Source organism: Arcobacter sp. ISO1, assembly GCF_058105185.1.
Map to the genome: position 1 here is coordinate 2,814,953 of NZ_CM176573.1, position 16,237 is coordinate 2,831,189.

Genomic DNA, 16,237 nt, shown 5'->3' on the forward strand with positions numbered 1-16,237 from the left:
CTATAATCTCTTTTGTTCATCTGTCATTATTGTTTTAGCAAAAAATAAAAGAATAATTCCCAAAAATACTATTAATGCAGTCAAATATAAAGAGTAATCATAATTTCCATACTTTTCAATAAAATAAACAGAATATAATGGCGCTATAACTTGCCCTACTCCATAAGATGTTGTAACAGCTCCCATTAAAATAACAGGATTACTTCCAGCTAATTTACCACCTAAATTCATAAATAATCCAACAAGTCCAACAAATGTACCACCATACAAAACCCCACTAAGCAGATTCATATAGATATTAGTTGTAAAAGTTGGGATTAAAATTCCTATCATTTGAACAAATAAAGCAATAATTATAATATTTACACTTCCCTTTCTTGATGCAAGATTCATCCAAATAATACATGAAGGAATCCCAGCTAATCCAACTAAAGTCCATGTTAAACTACCATACCCTTCAAGACCTTCAAGGGTATTGATTATGTCAGGTAAAAAAGTTGCTTGAACAACAAAACCTACTCCTTCTGTAAAGTAAGCAATGATAATTAAAATTACAAAAGGAGTAAATAAAGAAAAATTAAATTTATGTTTTACAACTTTTGTTTTTACTTTTTTATCAAAACATAAAATATACATAGAATATATTGATGCTAAAATAGCAAAAAAACTTAAAACTAACCAAGAGCTTTTCCAATCATAACCACTACTTAAAACAGCACGACTAACTAAATCGGTTGTTAAAATCGAAAAACCAATTCCACTAAAATGTATCCCCATTGCTTTTGTTTTATTTTCAAAATTTAGTTTTGTCATTACAATTGCAGAACCAACAACAAAGGCCATAGCAGCCCCAAAGCCTGCAATAATTCTACTTATAAACCAAATTGTTTCATTTTCAGTAAGCCCTAAAACAAAAGTAGTTGATATACATAAAACTATTCCCATTCTAAAAAGTAATACTTTTTGATTAATATCTTTTATAAACATGGAAAAGATTGAACCACTTAAATATCCTGCAAAATTAACAGCAGCTAAAAGACCAGCAAAAGTTACTGTTAAAAAACCTTCAAGCATTGGTGGTAAAAGGGAAGTAAAGGCAAACCTTGCTACACCAATACCTATAATAACTGCGATAATTCCAGCTATTAATATAGATAAATTGTTGTTTCTATCTAATAAATTTAGATTCATTAATCACCTTTTCTAATATTTGTAATAGTTTTCCCACCAATTGCATAATTATCTGTAGAAACTTCATCAATTGTTACAACACAAGTTTTTTCACCTCTATTAAAAACCTCTACAAAGGCATCTGTTAGTTTTTTTGCTAAAAGCTCTTTTTGTTCTTTTGTTGCTCCACCATCTTCGTGGGTCATTTTTACATTAATTATTGGCATAAAAACTCCTTTAAAATAGATTGTAGTTAAATATTTTTTATGTATACTATCACTAAATGTGATATGGTGTCAAATACTAAATCGTGATATGTGATATAAGGATTAGTGATATGGATTCAAATTTACTAAAAATATTTATAAGTGTTGCAAACAATAAAAGTATTTCTTTGGGAGCAAATGAGCTTGGTTTTGCCCAATCAAATGTAACATCTAGAATAAAGCAATTAGAAAAATCTTTAGACTGCACTCTTTTTCATAGAGTACCAAAGGGTGTGATTTTGACAAATGAAGGGGAACGACTTTACAAACATGCAGTTGAAATAGTAAAAAAAGTTGAATTTGCAATATCTGATATACAGAATCAACAACACCAAAAAAAGTTAATTGTAGGTTCAACAGATTGTAATGCAGCAGTTAGAATTTCACAATTTTTAATGGAACTACATAAAGACTTTCCAAAAATGCAAATGGAACTTTTAACTGGTACAACTAGAGATATGATTCAATTAATTTTAAATTATAAAATAGATATTGCTTTTGTTAGTGGGGAGCCTAAAGATGATGAATTACTTGTCTTAAAAAAATATGAAGAAGAGATAGCAATACTAGAGCCAAAAGAGGAAAACACTCCAAATGTAATTTTATCATTTAAAGAAGGTTGTGCCTATGATGAGTTTTTGAAAAACTACTATCAAAAAAAAGGAGAAACTATTGAAAAAAGTCTCTCTTTTGGTAGCTTAGAAACAATACTTGCCTGCGTGAAATCTGGTATGGGTAAAACTTTACTTCCCACAAACTTGGTAGAAAAACTTGGATTTATAAATGATGTTAAAATTACAAAGTTAGATAAGAAAACAGCATATATTCCAACTTGTTTAGTTTGTAGAAAAGATTACATACCAAAGATAAGCAATTATTTGATTAATATGAATTTCTAAGAAGTTTAAAAAGGGAAACGATGATAAATATAGAATATGATAAGTCAATATCTTTAGATGAAGCTAATATCAAATGGCAATATGATGATATTTTAAATTGCCATAAAAAGATATTCTCATTGGATGAAGATAAAGAAACTTCTTTGATTAAACTTGATAAAAATTCAAGCTTTAAAAATAGCAAAAGAATCAACAGTGTTGAAATTTTTATTTTAGATGGAACATATTCAAATGAGTTTGGAGATTTTAAAAAAGGAACTTATTTAAAACTTCCAAGAGAGGATGAATCAAGAATCACTACTGGTAGTAGCTGTGAAATTTTTAAAAAAATAAATTATTCTCAAAATACAGTAGAAAGTTCAATTGTTGATACATCAAATACTCAATGGTTGCAAGGTCAAGGTAATTTACAAGTGATGCCCCTATCAGACCAAACAGCTTTAGTAAAATGGCCAAAAGATGAAGTTTTTATCCCCCATACACATTGGGGAGGAGAAGAGATACTTGTTTTAAAAGGAACGTTTATAGATGAACATGGAGAGTACAAAATAGGTACTTGGATTAGAAGTCCACATCTAAGTAGGCACCATCCTTATGTAAATGAGGAAACTATAATCTTTGTAAAAACTGGGCATTTATAAAATCAATGCTCTCATAAGTTAAAAAAATAACAAAAAAAGTTAAATTCTATTAACTGATAATTTGTTATAATAATTTTATAACAGACCATAAGGCTATATAATGAAGATGAAACTACTATTACTACCTATTTTAATCTCAATGATTTTTTTAGCATGCTCAAAGAAAGAAGAAGAAACAAAATTTTATGGAAATATAGATTTACGAACTGTAAGTTTAGGACATAGAGTATCAGGTAAAATAAAAAATATCTATTTTGATGAAGGTCAATTTGTCAAAAAAGGTGAATTAATAGTTGAACTAGAAGATGATATTTACAAAGAAGCATTAAAAGAAATACAAGCTCAAATTAAAGTTCAAGAATCAAATATTTTAAAACTAAAAAAAGGTTATAGAATTGAAGAGATTCAAAAAGCAAAAGCTTCCTATAAAAAAAGTTTAGTTGAACTTAGAAAAAGTAAAAAAGATTATGAAAGATTTAAAAAGCTATATGATACTCAATCAATCTCAAATCAAACCTTTGAAGATTATAAATTTGCGTATGAAGTTTCAAAAGCACAAGTTACATACACTAAAAGTGCCTTAGATGAACTTGAAAATGGATACCAAAGAGAAGATATAATGATGGCGGAAGGAAAACTTGAATCCTTAAAAGCAAAAGAAAGTCTTGCAAAAATAAATATAAAAGATACAAAACTTTATGCGCCAAATGATGGTATTATTTTAACAAGAGCATATGAAATAGGAGCTATAGTTAACAAAGGAACTCCTGTAATAGATTTAGCAATTACAAATGAATATTGGGTCAGATCTTATATTGATGAGAAATACTTAGGATTAATTAAACCTAACAGTATAGCAATAGTTACAACTGATAGTACAGATAAAAAATATAAAGCAAAAGTTAGTTTTATCTCTGCACAAGCTGAGTTTACACCAAAAAATGTACAAACAGAAGAGTTAAGGACACAATTAGTTTATAGAATTAGACTAATTTTACAAAATCCTGATGATAATGTTAGACAAGGTATGCCTGTAACTATCAAGTTTGAAGATTTAAAATAAGATAATTTATGTCATTGGTTGAAGTTAAAAGTTTAAGTAAAAACTTTGGAAAAACTAAAGCACTATGTAATATCTCTTTAGAGATTAAAGAGGGTAAAATTACAGGACTTGTTGGTCCTGATGGTGCAGGGAAAACGACACTTATTAGACTAATGACAGGACTTTTAGACTCAGAAGAAGGTGAGCTAAAAGTTTTAAACTATAACTTGCCAGATGATGCTTTTAAAGTTCAAGAAGAGATTGGCTATATGCCACAAAAATTTGGACTTTATGAAGACTTAACAGTTTTAGAGAACTTAAAACTTTATGCAAATTTACAATCAATCAAAAAAGAAGAACAAAAGAAAAGAATAGAAGAGCTTCTTGAATTTATAAATCTTAAAAATTTCACTAGCTTTTTAGCAAGGGATTTATCAGGTGGAATGAAACAAAAACTTGGACTTGCTTGTGCTTTAATTAAAAAGCCTAAACTTTTACTTTTAGATGAACCCGGTGTCGGAGTTGATCCTATTTCAAGAAAAGAATTATGGGCAATAGTTCAAAGTTTAATCTCTGATGGTGTTGGAGTTATATGGAGTACAGCTTATTTAGATGAAGCAGAACTTTGTGATGAAGTAATTTTACTAAATGAAGGTGAAATAGTATTTAATGGTATTCCAAAAGATTTAAGTAACACAATGGAAAATAAAGTCTTTAAAATCATAGGAGAAATTGAAGATAAAAGAGAAACCCTTAGAGCTGCACTAAAAAATAAAAATATAAAAGATGGAGTAATTTTAGGAAATAGTATAAAACTAATTTGTGATAGTGAAGAATTACTTCCAAAAGTAGAAACTATAGGGGCAAAGAATTGTAAATATGAAAAAATAACTCCTAATTTTGAAGATGGGTTTATGAATATATTAAATGGTAACTTTAATGCAGATTCACCTCTAGCTTCCCAAATGGGAGAGCTTGAAAAAAGTGATGAAGAGTTTTTAATAGAAGCTAAAAACTTAAGTAAAAAATTTGGCTCATTTGTAGCAACCAATAATGTAAACTTTCAAATCCCAAGGGGTGAAATATTTGGTTTTTTAGGTCCAAATGGAGCTGGAAAATCAACAACCTTTAAAATGCTTTGTGGTCTTTTACCTCCAACTAGTGGTACTGCAAAAGTTTTAAATATGAGCTTAGAAAAATCATCTTTTAAGGCAAGAGCAAAAATAGGATATATGTCTCAAAAGTTTTCACTTTATGGAGGAATATCTGTATATGAAAACCTAAAGTTTTTTGCAGGAGTTTATGGTTTAAAAGGGAAAAAAAGAAAAGAAAAAATTGAAAATATGATTGATATTTTTGATTTAAAAAAGTATAGAAAAATGCCATCAGGTGATTTACCTTTAGGTTATAAACAAAGATTATCACTAGCCTGTGCAGTTATGCATGACCCTGTTGTTTTATTTTTAGATGAACCAACATCAGGAATTGACCCACAAACTAGACGTGAGTTTTGGAATCATATTTATGCAATGGTTAGAAAAGGTATGACTATTATGGTTACAACTCACTTTATGGATGAAGCAGAATATTGTGATAGAATTGCTTTGATTTATAAAGGTAAAGCAATCGCCCTTGATACACCACATAATCTTATAAAAGAAGTTTCCGAAAATGCAACAATGGAAGAGGCATTTATTGAACTAATTAAAAGAGAAGACAATGATTAGTATACAAAGATTAAAAGCAATATTTATAAAAGAAACTATCCAAATATTAAGAGATCCTAGTGCTTTGATTATTGCTATAATACTTCCTTTAATGCTTCTATTCTTGATGGGATATGCAATCTCACTTGATGCTAAAAAGATACCAGTAGGGATAGTTTTAGAAAAAAGTTCAAAATACACCTCAAGTTTAATTAAATCATTTGAAAGTAGTGAAAGCTTTAAAGTTGAAATTGGTCGAGATAAAAGAGAATTTATTTCTAAACTTCAAGAAGGAAGTTTAAGGGCTATGATAATAATACCTTCAAATTTTGATAAAGAGATTTTAAAAGGTAAGCCACAAATAGAGATTATAACTGATGGTAGTGAACCAAGTATTGCTGGATATGTAAATAAATACTCTAATGAGCTATGGCAATCTTGGTTAAAGTATGAAAATTTAACTTCAACTTCGACTATTGAAGTTAGAACTAGGTATTGGTTTAATGCACCTCTTTCTAGTAAATATTTTTTATTGCCAGGTTCTATTGCAATAATTCTAACTCTTATTGGTACTCTTCTAACAGCTCTGGTTGTTGCAAGAGAATGGGAAAGAGGTACAATGGAAGCTATTATGTCTACTCCTACAACAATTTTAGAACTACTTATTAGTAAACTATTCCCTTATTTTTTTCTTGGATTAATTTCCCTTACTATTTGTGTCTTAATCACACTTTTTTGGTTTGAAATACCATTTAGAGGTTCATATTTTCTTTTATTTTTAACTTCTGCTATTTATTTAATTCCAAGTCTTAGTCTTGGACTTTTAATCTCAACACTTGCAAAAAATCAATTTGTTGCAGCTCAAATGGCTTTAATAGTTGGCTTTTTACCAGCTATGATTTTATCAGGTTTTATTTTTCAGATTTCAAGTATGCCCCAGTGGCTACAGTTTTTAACAAATGGTATTCCAGCAACATATTTTATACCTATTTTACAAACTCTATTTTTAACAGGCAATATTTATGAAATTATAATCCCTAACTCTATTTTTATGTTGTTAATAGGTTTTATACTTTTTTTCATCATTTTTTTAATCACAAAAAAGAAGATAAACTAATGTTTAATCAATTACTAGCCCTAATAAGAAAAGAATTTTTAGCAATATGGAGTGATAAACGTTCACGAATAGTTATAATCATACCTCCACTTTTACAACTTGTACTTTTTGCTTTTGCAGTAACTTTAGAGGTTAAAAATATCTCAATTGGAGTTTTAGATTCAGATGGTTCAAGACAAAGTAAAGAATTAATTAGAAGTTTGAAATACAGCGATAGATTTGAAGAGGTTTTATATTTAAATGGTGTTTTAGATTTAGAGAAAAAATTAGATTCTCAGAAAATTGTTTTAGCTATAAAGATTACTCAAGATTTTTCAAAAAACTTGTCGCAAGGTCAAACTGCTACTATTGGGATTATAGGAGATGGTAGGAAATCAAATAGTTCCCAACTAGCAATTGCTTATGTCAAGCAAATAATTCAATCTACTTTTATAAATAAAAAAGAGATGATTATTACTAGAAATTGGTATAACCCAAATTTGGACAACTTCTGGTGGATATTACCAAATTTAGTTGGAAGTTTAACTATGATTATTGCTCTTATTTTAACTTCACTTTCTGTAGCAAGAGAACGGGAACTTGGAACTTTTGAGCAAATATCAGTTGCTCCTATTAGTCCAATGATTTTAATTATAGGAAAAACAATTCCACCTATGGTTATTTCTATTATTGAAGCAATGATTATCTATCTAAGTGCTATAATCTTTTTTGGTGTACCTTTTATAGGTTCATTTTGGATTTTAGTAGCCTCTATTTTTGCTTTTGTTTTTTCTATTGTTGGATTTGGTCTTTTTATCTCATCTATCTCATCAACCCAACAACAAGGAATTTTAGGAGCGTTTGTGCTTCTTGTACCATCAATTTTAATGTCAGGCTTTGCAACACCAGTTGAAAATATGCCAGATTGGCTTATACCATTTACAGATTTTATTTCACTAAAATATTTTTTGATTTTAATAAAAGGTGTATATTTAAAAGATATTTCGTGGGAATTAGCTTTAAACCAAATAGTGCCGATGATTATCATTGGTTTTGCAACTTTAATCATCGCAACTTGGTTTTTTAAGAAAAAAGTAACTTAAAGCTAAAAGATTAATATCCTAATTCTTCATTTACAATGATTATTGAAATCCTATCTTTAACATCAGCTTTTATATAAGTAAACTTATTTGCAATATTATCAAGGTTGTGTCTAGGTTCTTTTCCCATCTCAATTGATTTTGAGTTCATTCTATCAACATTTTTAACTGCTGCAACTTCCATAAGTCTTTTAAAACCTTCAGCAACATTTTCAACGATTTTATTAACTCCAATAACAACCAGAACTTTTTTAGGTCCAAAAATTAATGCAGCTACTCTATTTCCACTTCCATCAGCATTTACAAGTTTGCCATCTTTTGTTAAGGCATTTGTCCCTGTAACGTAAAGATCAGTTAACATCCCTTCTCTTCTTCTTTTGGTATTTTCTTCCATAGAAATACCCTTTTCATATTGATTAAAAAGTGTGATATTCTTATTATTAACAATCTCATCAAGTAAACCTATTTCGCTAACTGTAGTAGAGCCACCTAGCCCTACACTCATCTCATCTTTTATAAAAGTTTTTGATAATTCTAAAGCTTCTTGTTTAGTTTGAACAAAATGTGGATCATATCCACATTGTTTTAGAGTATCAAGCAGTTGTTGCATGTAATTCCTTTTTATGAACTTTATATGTAATTTTATGATAAGCCATTGCTAAAATAAATAAAATTGCTCCAATTATATGATTATTTTGTACAATTTCAAAAACTGTTTCATATCCAAACATACTATCAGGACTTAATAACATTAATGATGCAAAGGCAAATATAACTCTTTCAATAATATTTGTTCTTTTATCCCAAAAACCTTCCATAGCAATTGCAAAAGCCAAGATTCCAAATAAACCAAAAACAAATACCTCAAGTTTTTCAAATAAAGTTCCTGTTATAAGTGGAGTAAAGGCAAACAATAGAGGAACTATATACATACCTTTTCCAACTTTCCAAGACATAAAACCTGTTCTCATTGGTGGAGTTTTTGCAATAGCTGCTGCGGCAAAAGCTGCAAGACAAACAGGTGGAGTTAAATTTGAATCTTGGGATAACCAAAAGATTATCAAGTGTGCTGCAAGTAAATACATCGCAACTTCAGGCATCTCAATTCCAGCATTTACAAGTGCTGCCATCTCTGGACTTAACATAAGACCTACAAGTGCTGGTGCACATAAAACTGATAAAACTACATATGAAGCAGTTACAGGTAAACCCATTCCTAAAATTAAAGAAGCTAATGCAACTAAAATCATAGCTATCATAAGTGAGTTATTAGACCATTCAATAATTAATTGAGAAAAGGTGATACCAACCCCAGTGATATTAATAATACCAACAATAATACCAACTGCAACAAGTAAAACTCCTGTTACAACCATATTTTGAGCGCCTAAAGCTAAAGCCTCTAAAATTTGTTTTAATCCCATTCTTTTTGTTTTTGTTAAATATGAAGCTGCAATAATTGCTACAATTGAGATTCCTGCTGAATATGTTGGGGAAAATCCATAAATTAAAAGTCCAACTAAAGTTACAAGGGGAATTAAAAAGTGAGCACCCTCTCTTAAAATTGCTTTTATATCTACATTTTCTGCTTCACCTTTTATATTATGCTCTTTTGCATGAATATGAATATAAAAAGAGATAGAAGCAAAATATAAAATTGCTGGTAAAACTGAAACTGAAATAATAGTTACAAAGGGAATATGAGTCATTTGAGCCATAATAAAAGCCCCTGCTCCCATAATTGGAGGCATGATTTGTCCACCTGTACTTGCTGCTGTTTCAACTGCTGCTGCAAAGGTTGGTTTAAAACCTGATTTTTTCATCATAGGAATTGTAATTGACCCAGTTGAGACTGTATTTGCAACAGCCGAACCTGAAATAGTTCCCATAAGTGCTGATGAAAATACTGCAACATGACCAGTTCCACCTGTATATTTTGAAGTAACTCCTTTTGCTAAATCAACTATAAAGTCCCCTGCTCCAGATTTAAGTAAAAAAGCAGCAAATAAAATAAACATAAAAACATATGTTGATGAAATAGTTGCAATAGAACCAAACATCCCCTCACTTGTATAGTACATTCTATATAAAAATCTTTCGGGGGTCATTCCTCCAAAGGCAAAAACACCCTCAAAATATTGACCTAAAAATAATAGATATGCAATACAAAAAGTGATGATTGCAGGGATAATGTACCCAGTTGATTTTCTAACCATCTCAATTGCAAGACCAATTGTCATAGAAGCAATTATAATATCACTTACTCTCATCTCACCATTATATTCAGCATATAATGACTCTTCAAAAAATGCCATATAAAAAAATGTCACCAATGCTAAAACAGCAAAAATGATATTAGCTAATGAAACTTCATCTTTGTGCCCCTCTTCATTTTTCATTGCTTCGTATGTTAAAAAGCCAAGTGAAGCTAGAAGTGCAAAGTGCGCAGAGTTAAACCACAAATCACTAATACCCCCAAAAACATTTATATAAAAATGAAATAGCGATATAAATATTGCATATACAAAAGTGATTTCTTTAAAATATTTAATTTTGATCATTGATTAATCCTTCCAAGATTCCTATTTATCAAAGACACTATTTTTATAGTGACTTTCATAAAGAGGAAAATCCTCTTTATGTTTTTTATTTGATAATTAAAGCATTAGGAATATTAATACCTTGCTCTTTGTAGTATTTAGCTGCACCTGGATGTAATGGCATTGGTAAACCATCAATCGCTTTTTGTAAAGACATAGCTTTTGTTGCTTTATGAACTGTGTTTAAGAAAGGTAAGTTTTCATAAATTGTTTTAGTAAGTAAATATACAGTCTCTTCAGGCGTATCTTTTGTAACAACTAAAAGGTTAGGTTGCGCAATTGTATTGATATCTTTTTCTTGTCCTGGATATGTTCCTGCTTTAATATTAAATGGAGTCCATACAGGATAATTTGCATTGATTTTTGTTAAATCATCAGCATTGAAATCTAAAACTCTAATATTATCATTTCCAATTGATGCAAAAGCATTAGTAACTGCAGATGTTGGAGGTCCTGATGGTGTATTCATTCCTTGAACTTTTCCATCTTGAAGTGCAGTTGAACTTGGAGAATAACCTAAATATTGTACATCCATTTTGTTATAATCAATTCCAAGTGAACCCATAATTGTTTCAGCAGATACTCTAGACCCAGAGTTTCTTCCACCAATTGAGAATCTTTCACCATAAAGGTTTTTTAAATCTTTTATATTTCCAGTTTTTGCAAAATCTGATTTAATTGTAAACTGCTCAACGTTTTGCCAAAGCATTGTTACAGATCTTAAATCTTTTTTTGGTTTCCCATCATATTTTGCTTTTCCTTGCCATGCCATTGAACCAAATAAACCTTGTAAAATACCAAAGTTTACTTCACCATTTTCCATCATACTTACATTTTCACCAGAACCTGCACTTGTAATTGCAGAAAATGTGATTTTATTTGATTTTGCTAATTTAAGTGAAGCTATTGTTGCAATTCCAACTCCAACAGGATAAAAAGTTCCACCTGTACTTGCAGTTGCAATTACATATTTTTCTTCTTTTTTAGCGTTCGCACTTGTAAGAAGTGCTGCAGTTAGCATAGAACCAATTGCTAGTTTTTTTAGTAAATTCATTCTCATGTAATCTCCTTTTTTTATTACATTGAAAGTATAACATAAAAACTGCAAAATTGTTTCAAAATTGTTTCAAAATATTAAAATTTATTTTGGATGACCATTAAAATGGCATTTCTTTTATTCTATAATATATCCCATTCCTTTTTTTGAAACTATGAAGTCATCCTTTGAAACCTTATCTTTAACTCTTTTAATTACAGTTCTTAATGTCGCATCAGAAGTCTTAGAATCGTTCCAAACAGATTTTTTCAAGTATTCATTTGTAATAATTTCACCTTTTTTTCTAATCATTGCATCCAATAAAAGTGTCTCTTTTTTTGATAAATTTACTAACTCATCTTTATCATATAAAAGTTTTTTATCTTTACTGTAAAAGTAGATTTCATTTATTTTTGTCAAATCATTATCTTGTGTTTCTATTTTTTCATTTTTTTCTAAAATAGAATTTTTCAATTTTTTTAAAATTCCCATTATATTTTCCACAACAAGTGGCTTTACAAAATAACTGATAACATTTAGATTTATTGATCTAAATAAATACTCTTCATCTTTATATGCAGAGACAATTATAAACTTTTGATTTTCATTTTTTTGTGTAATTTTTTCAAGCATTGAAAGTCCATCTAATTGAGGCATTCGTATATCTGTAACAATTACATCAAAAAGTTTCCCATTTTTTAAATTTTCACTAAATATATTTAAACCCTCTAAACCATTTGAGGCAACTTCAACCTCATCAAAAACTGTATCTAAATAAAATTCTAAAATCTCTCTAGCATCATCTTCATCTTCTACAAGTAAAACTCTAGTAATTGAATTACTCATCTTCATTTCCTTTTAAAATAGGTAGTTTAATTGTAAAAACAACCCCATCTTCAATATTCTCAACTTTTATTTTTCCATTCATATTTGTTTCTATTATTGATTTTGTCATATATAAACCTATTCCCGTACCTTGACTTTCAAACTTTGTTGTAAAATATGGTTCAAATATTTTTGAAATTATCTCTTCATTTATTCTTCCACCATTATTTTCAATCTTGATTTGTATAAAACTGTTTTCCTCTCTTGAATCTATTTTTATATATTTTACAAAATCTTTTTCCTTTGACTTTGATTTAATTGCATCAAGGGCATTATTAAATATATTTAAAAGAGATTGTTTCAATTCATTTTCAAAACCATATAAAATATTTTCTGAAATATTTAATTGAAGATTTATATTTTCATCTTTAATTTGTGCTTTAATTATCTCAATAGTTGAATCAATCGCATGTTTAATATCAAATCTATTTTTTTGTTTTGATGGTCTATAAAAATTTCTAAAGTCATCGATTGTTTGAGACATATATTCGATTTGATGAAAAGATTTATCAAAATACTTTTCTAATATATCAAAAGTAATTTTCTCATTTTTATAACCATCTTTTATAAAAGATAGAAACAAGGAGATATTATTTAATGGTTGTCTCCATTGATGAGCTATATTCCCAAGCATTTCTCCCATTGCGGCAAGCTTACTTTGTTGAATTAAGATTCTGTCTTTTTCTCTATTTTTGTCAAGCTCTTCATTGATTTTATTTTTTAATTCCTCTTCACTTAATTTAATTTTTGTTATATCACTCATATAACCATAAAAATTTACTAAATTACCACTATGATCTTTTAATAAAATAACTCTACAAGAAACCCATCTAATCTGATTTGCCGCATTTAAAACTCTACATTCAAAAGTGAAATCTGAAAGATTTTTATTAATAGCTGCATTCATAGCAGCTTTTATAGTATCAATATCTTTTTTATAAAAAAGGTCTAAAAAATTCATCTCATTTGTTTCAAAACTCTTTTTAGTAAAGCCATAGTTTTTTATTGAGTTTGAAATATATTTTATACTTAAATTTTCATCATTGAAAAGTTTAAAGATAACAATTTTTCCATCTTCAACAAGTAGTTCAACATCTAAAAGCTCTTTTTTTAACCTTTTATTTTTATCAATATCCATTGACATCATAAGCATTCTTTTATGCCCAGTGTCTTTATCTATAAAAAGTTTACCCCTTGCAAGTATCCATTTAAAGTTTCCACTTTTAATTCTTAACCTATATTCACAAATAAAACTATCTCTTTTTTCTTCAAATATTTCATCAAAAAGATATTTCACACTATCTTTATCTTTATTATGAATTAAAGAAAACCAATCAGAAAATTTCTTGATTTCACCCCTTAGATATCCTGAAATCTCCAACCACTTATCAGAAAAATATATCTCATTTGTATTGAAATCAATATCCCATAAACCATCATTAGATGCAATAATTGCCAATTCAAATCTATTTTTCCAGTGGGTTAAAAGTTTAGTTTTCTCACTTAACATATTGTTATATCTATCAAGAATCTTTTTTGTGAAATTGGAAAATAGTAAAGAAAATATTATTAGTAATAATCCTATAAAAACTATATAACTAGTAATTTCAGAATATAAAGCTTTATATTTATTTCTAATCTCTATTTCATTGATTTCTACATTTTTGTTATAATCAATGGCTATAAAATATTTAAATCTATTGTTATATAGAATATAGTTACTGAAACTTTCATTCATCTGTTCATTGTTGTCAAAATATTCTAATATCTCAAATTTTTTACTGTAATCTTTTTTTGATAAAAGTACATTAACATTGTCAAAAAGTTTTTTATTTTGATAGTTATAAGTTAATCTTGTAATTAAATCATAAAACCATATAGTATATTTATCTGTATTATTACTTGAATCAATCTCATCAATAATTAGATTTTTTGTAATATATCTTATATTTTCAAGCTTTGAGAAAGTTCCCACATAGTATTTTTTATTATTGATTTCAAAAGTATCAAAAAAACTTAGTCTTAATGCCCCTGTAAGGTCATTTTTCCATTCTTGTAGGTTGTACCTTCCTTGAGAACTAATATATTTTAAAACTATTTGTTTATAAATCTCATTATAATCCCCAAAAATTAGCTTTGATAAAAATACAATTTTATCGTGACCATAAACTATATTTAAAGGATGATTTTCAAATAGAACTATCTCTACACAATTGTTCTTTTCATATTTTTCTAAAAAATGAACTGTTGTATCAAATTTTAATTCATCTTTACTATTAAGATTTCCTATTATTTTATGGGCATGTTCTTGTAAAGTTTTACTAATTTTATTTAATTCAATTGTAACTCTTGTTTCTACATTTTTAGAAAAATCTAATAGAATTTCTTTTTTTTCAAATTGATTTTGTAATTGTGTTTTTTGTTTTAAAAGATCAAGTTCACGATTTTGTTTAGATTCTGAAATAACATAGGCGATAAAAACTGAGACAATCGAAAGTATTAAAATAAAAGTTAGAGGTATTACTTTAAATATTTTTTCAATATATTCTAAATCATAGACTTTTTTATTTTTTGAACTCATAAACAGATAGTATCATATAAAAAACAAAAAAGTCAAAATTGTTTCATTATTTTTTCAATGTAGTTTCAAAACCTTGATTTAGATGTTCTGGGATTAAAAAAGACAGAGCAAAAGATAAAAAAGCAATTAACGCGCCAATTATAAAAACAAGTGAATTTGAATATAACCATACAAGTCCAAGTAATACTGGTAAAAAAACTGCTGCAATATGATTTATAGTAAAGGAAACGGCACTAGCACTAGCTATATCTTTTGGATCTGCTATTTTTTGGAAATAAGTTTTTAAAGCAATTGCCATAGAAAATAAAAGATGATCAACAACATATAATCCATATGCCACATAAATATTTTCAACAAAGGCATAAGAGATAAAAACTATAATAAGTCCAATATACTCAAATCGTAAGGTTATCCTTTCTCCAAATTTTGTAATAAATCTACCTATTGCAGGTGCAAAGTACATATTTAATATGGCATTTACAAATAATAAACTTACCATATTATGAATATCTACACCAAACTTTTCAACTAATAAAAACCCTGCAAATACAACAAAGATTTGTCTTCTAGCCCCTGCTAAAAAAGTTAAGAAATAAAACAACCAATACTCTTTTTTTACACGTAATTTTTTTTCTTGGACAACATCATCTTTAAAATGTTCAAACATTATCCATGAGATAATACCAACTATAAGTGTCACTACTCCAAAGAAAGCATAAACATATTTGTACTCTACAGAATAAAATTTCATCATTATATATATTAAAACAAATACAATTAAAGAGGTAAAAGATTTTGCAGCTGTAATTTTTCCAAGAATAATTGGAGCCTTCTCTTTACTTAACCATTGTAAGGATAAGGATTGATTTAAAGTTTCAAGATAGTGAAAACCAACTGACATAATTACAGTTGTGATATAAAGACCTAAAGCAGTGGGGAAAAATCCAGTTGATAAAACACCAATACCTAAAACTATCATAGATAAAAAAGCAAGCCTTTGTTGAGCAATAAATATAATTGCTAAAACAACTGTAAAGGCCAAGAATCCAGGGATTTCCCTAAGACTTTGTAATATCCCTATTTGACTACCATCAAAAGAAGCAACTTCCACAACAAAGTTATTTAGTAAACTCATCCAAGCAGAAAAAGAAAATACCATTGAGATTGACATTACATAAAGTAAAGCAACCCTTGATTTAAATAAACTATTCATAT

General features: G+C 28.3%; 14 protein-coding genes. 6 read left to right on the forward strand and 8 right to left on the reverse strand.

Going from position 1 to position 16,237, the window contains the following annotated elements; all coding sequences use genetic code 11:
* Together AC2TY9_RS13940 and AC2TY9_RS13945 are read right to left on the reverse strand one after the other, a co-directional pair.
* Positions 1 to 1,191 (reverse strand): YbfB/YjiJ family MFS transporter, encoded by a 1,191-nt coding sequence (locus AC2TY9_RS13940; RefSeq protein WP_489778127.1) that lies wholly within the window; start codon positions 1,189 to 1,191, stop codon positions 1 to 3.
* Entirely contained in the window at positions 1,191 to 1,397 is a 207-nt protein-coding gene (locus AC2TY9_RS13945; RefSeq protein ID WP_489778128.1) for a tautomerase family protein, read from the reverse strand. Before AC2TY9_RS13945 ends, AC2TY9_RS13940 begins: the two co-directional genes overlap by 1 nt.
* A 110-nt stretch (positions 1,398 to 1,507) precedes the next feature.
* On the opposite strand from AC2TY9_RS13945, the gene AC2TY9_RS13950 reads away from it, so the two are divergent.
* The 6 genes from AC2TY9_RS13950 (at position 1,508) to AC2TY9_RS13975 (ending at position 7,923) form a co-directional block, all read left to right on the forward strand.
* Positions 1,508 to 2,335: a LysR family transcriptional regulator gene (locus AC2TY9_RS13950; protein WP_489778129.1), complete on the forward strand. Its 828-nt coding sequence runs from the start codon at positions 1,508 to 1,510 to the stop codon at positions 2,333 to 2,335.
* A 20-nt stretch (positions 2,336 to 2,355) separates the two neighbouring features.
* A complete protein-coding gene (locus AC2TY9_RS13955; protein ID WP_489778130.1) occupies positions 2,356 to 2,976 on the forward strand; it encodes a cupin domain-containing protein in 621 nt (206 codons plus the stop codon).
* 100 nt (positions 2,977 to 3,076) lie between these two features.
* Complete coding sequence (locus tag AC2TY9_RS13960) at positions 3,077 to 4,039, forward strand: HlyD family secretion protein (RefSeq protein ID WP_489778131.1); 963 nt, start codon at positions 3,077 to 3,079, stop codon at positions 4,037 to 4,039.
* Positions 4,040 to 4,047: 8 nt separating this feature from the next.
* Positions 4,048 to 5,745, forward strand: a complete 1,698-nt coding sequence (locus AC2TY9_RS13965) for an ATP-binding cassette domain-containing protein (protein WP_489778132.1) — start codon at positions 4,048 to 4,050, stop codon at positions 5,743 to 5,745.
* Positions 5,738 to 6,841: an ABC transporter permease gene (locus AC2TY9_RS13970; protein ID WP_489778133.1), complete on the forward strand. Its 1,104-nt coding sequence runs from the start codon at positions 5,738 to 5,740 to the stop codon at positions 6,839 to 6,841. Before AC2TY9_RS13965 ends, AC2TY9_RS13970 begins: the two co-directional genes overlap by 8 nt.
* Positions 6,841 to 7,923 (forward strand): ABC transporter permease, encoded by a 1,083-nt coding sequence (locus tag AC2TY9_RS13975; protein ID WP_489778134.1) that lies wholly within the window; start codon positions 6,841 to 6,843, stop codon positions 7,921 to 7,923. Before AC2TY9_RS13970 ends, AC2TY9_RS13975 begins: the two co-directional genes overlap by 1 nt.
* Positions 7,924 to 7,933: 10 nt before the next feature.
* Here AC2TY9_RS13975 and AC2TY9_RS13980 read toward each other — a convergent pair whose 3' ends face one another.
* From AC2TY9_RS13980 to AC2TY9_RS14005, 6 genes are all read right to left on the reverse strand, one after another.
* On the reverse strand, positions 7,934 to 8,530 hold the full coding sequence (locus AC2TY9_RS13980) for a lactate utilization protein (RefSeq protein ID WP_489778135.1): 597 nt from the start codon (positions 8,528 to 8,530) through the stop codon (positions 7,934 to 7,936).
* Entirely contained in the window at positions 8,514 to 10,481 is a 1,968-nt protein-coding gene (locus tag AC2TY9_RS13985) for a TRAP transporter permease (protein ID WP_489778136.1), read from the reverse strand. Before AC2TY9_RS13985 ends, AC2TY9_RS13980 begins: the two co-directional genes overlap by 17 nt.
* 85 nt (positions 10,482 to 10,566) lie before the next feature.
* Entirely contained in the window at positions 10,567 to 11,580 is a 1,014-nt protein-coding gene (locus AC2TY9_RS13990; RefSeq protein WP_489778137.1) for a TAXI family TRAP transporter solute-binding subunit, read from the reverse strand.
* Positions 11,581 to 11,694: 114 nt separating this feature from the next.
* Positions 11,695 to 12,402 (reverse strand): response regulator transcription factor, encoded by a 708-nt coding sequence (locus AC2TY9_RS13995; protein ID WP_489778138.1) that lies wholly within the window; start codon positions 12,400 to 12,402, stop codon positions 11,695 to 11,697.
* On the reverse strand, positions 12,395 to 15,022 hold the full coding sequence (locus tag AC2TY9_RS14000; RefSeq protein WP_489778139.1) for a PAS domain-containing sensor histidine kinase: 2,628 nt from the start codon (positions 15,020 to 15,022) through the stop codon (positions 12,395 to 12,397). Before AC2TY9_RS14000 ends, AC2TY9_RS13995 begins: the two co-directional genes overlap by 8 nt.
* A gap of 46 nt (positions 15,023 to 15,068) precedes the next feature.
* Positions 15,069 to 16,235 (reverse strand): MFS transporter, encoded by a 1,167-nt coding sequence (locus AC2TY9_RS14005; protein WP_489778140.1) that lies wholly within the window; start codon positions 16,233 to 16,235, stop codon positions 15,069 to 15,071.
* Positions 16,236 to 16,237: the final 2 nt, after the last annotated feature.

Coding starts and splice junctions, on each gene's coding strand:
- AC2TY9_RS13940 (WP_489778127.1), bottom strand. CDS start 1,191: ATGAATCTAAATTTATTAGATAGAAACAACAATTTATCTATATTAATA.
- AC2TY9_RS13945 (WP_489778128.1), bottom strand. CDS start 1,397: ATGCCAATAATTAATGTAAAAATGACCCACGAAGATGGTGGAGCAACA.
- AC2TY9_RS13950 (WP_489778129.1), top strand. CDS start 1,508: ATGGATTCAAATTTACTAAAAATATTTATAAGTGTTGCAAACAATAAA.
- AC2TY9_RS13955 (WP_489778130.1), top strand. CDS start 2,356: ATGATAAATATAGAATATGATAAGTCAATATCTTTAGATGAAGCTAAT.
- AC2TY9_RS13960 (WP_489778131.1), top strand. CDS start 3,077: ATGAAGATGAAACTACTATTACTACCTATTTTAATCTCAATGATTTTT.
- AC2TY9_RS13965 (WP_489778132.1), top strand. CDS start 4,048: ATGTCATTGGTTGAAGTTAAAAGTTTAAGTAAAAACTTTGGAAAAACT.
- AC2TY9_RS13970 (WP_489778133.1), top strand. CDS start 5,738: ATGATTAGTATACAAAGATTAAAAGCAATATTTATAAAAGAAACTATC.
- AC2TY9_RS13975 (WP_489778134.1), top strand. CDS start 6,841: ATGTTTAATCAATTACTAGCCCTAATAAGAAAAGAATTTTTAGCAATA.
- AC2TY9_RS13980 (WP_489778135.1), bottom strand. CDS start 8,530: ATGCAACAACTGCTTGATACTCTAAAACAATGTGGATATGATCCACAT.
- AC2TY9_RS13985 (WP_489778136.1), bottom strand. CDS start 10,481: ATGATCAAAATTAAATATTTTAAAGAAATCACTTTTGTATATGCAATA.
- AC2TY9_RS13990 (WP_489778137.1), bottom strand. CDS start 11,580: ATGAGAATGAATTTACTAAAAAAACTAGCAATTGGTTCTATGCTAACT.
- AC2TY9_RS13995 (WP_489778138.1), bottom strand. CDS start 12,402: ATGAGTAATTCAATTACTAGAGTTTTACTTGTAGAAGATGAAGATGAT.
- AC2TY9_RS14000 (WP_489778139.1), bottom strand. CDS start 15,022: ATGAGTTCAAAAAATAAAAAAGTCTATGATTTAGAATATATTGAAAAA.
- AC2TY9_RS14005 (WP_489778140.1), bottom strand. CDS start 16,235: ATGAATAGTTTATTTAAATCAAGGGTTGCTTTACTTTATGTAATGTCA.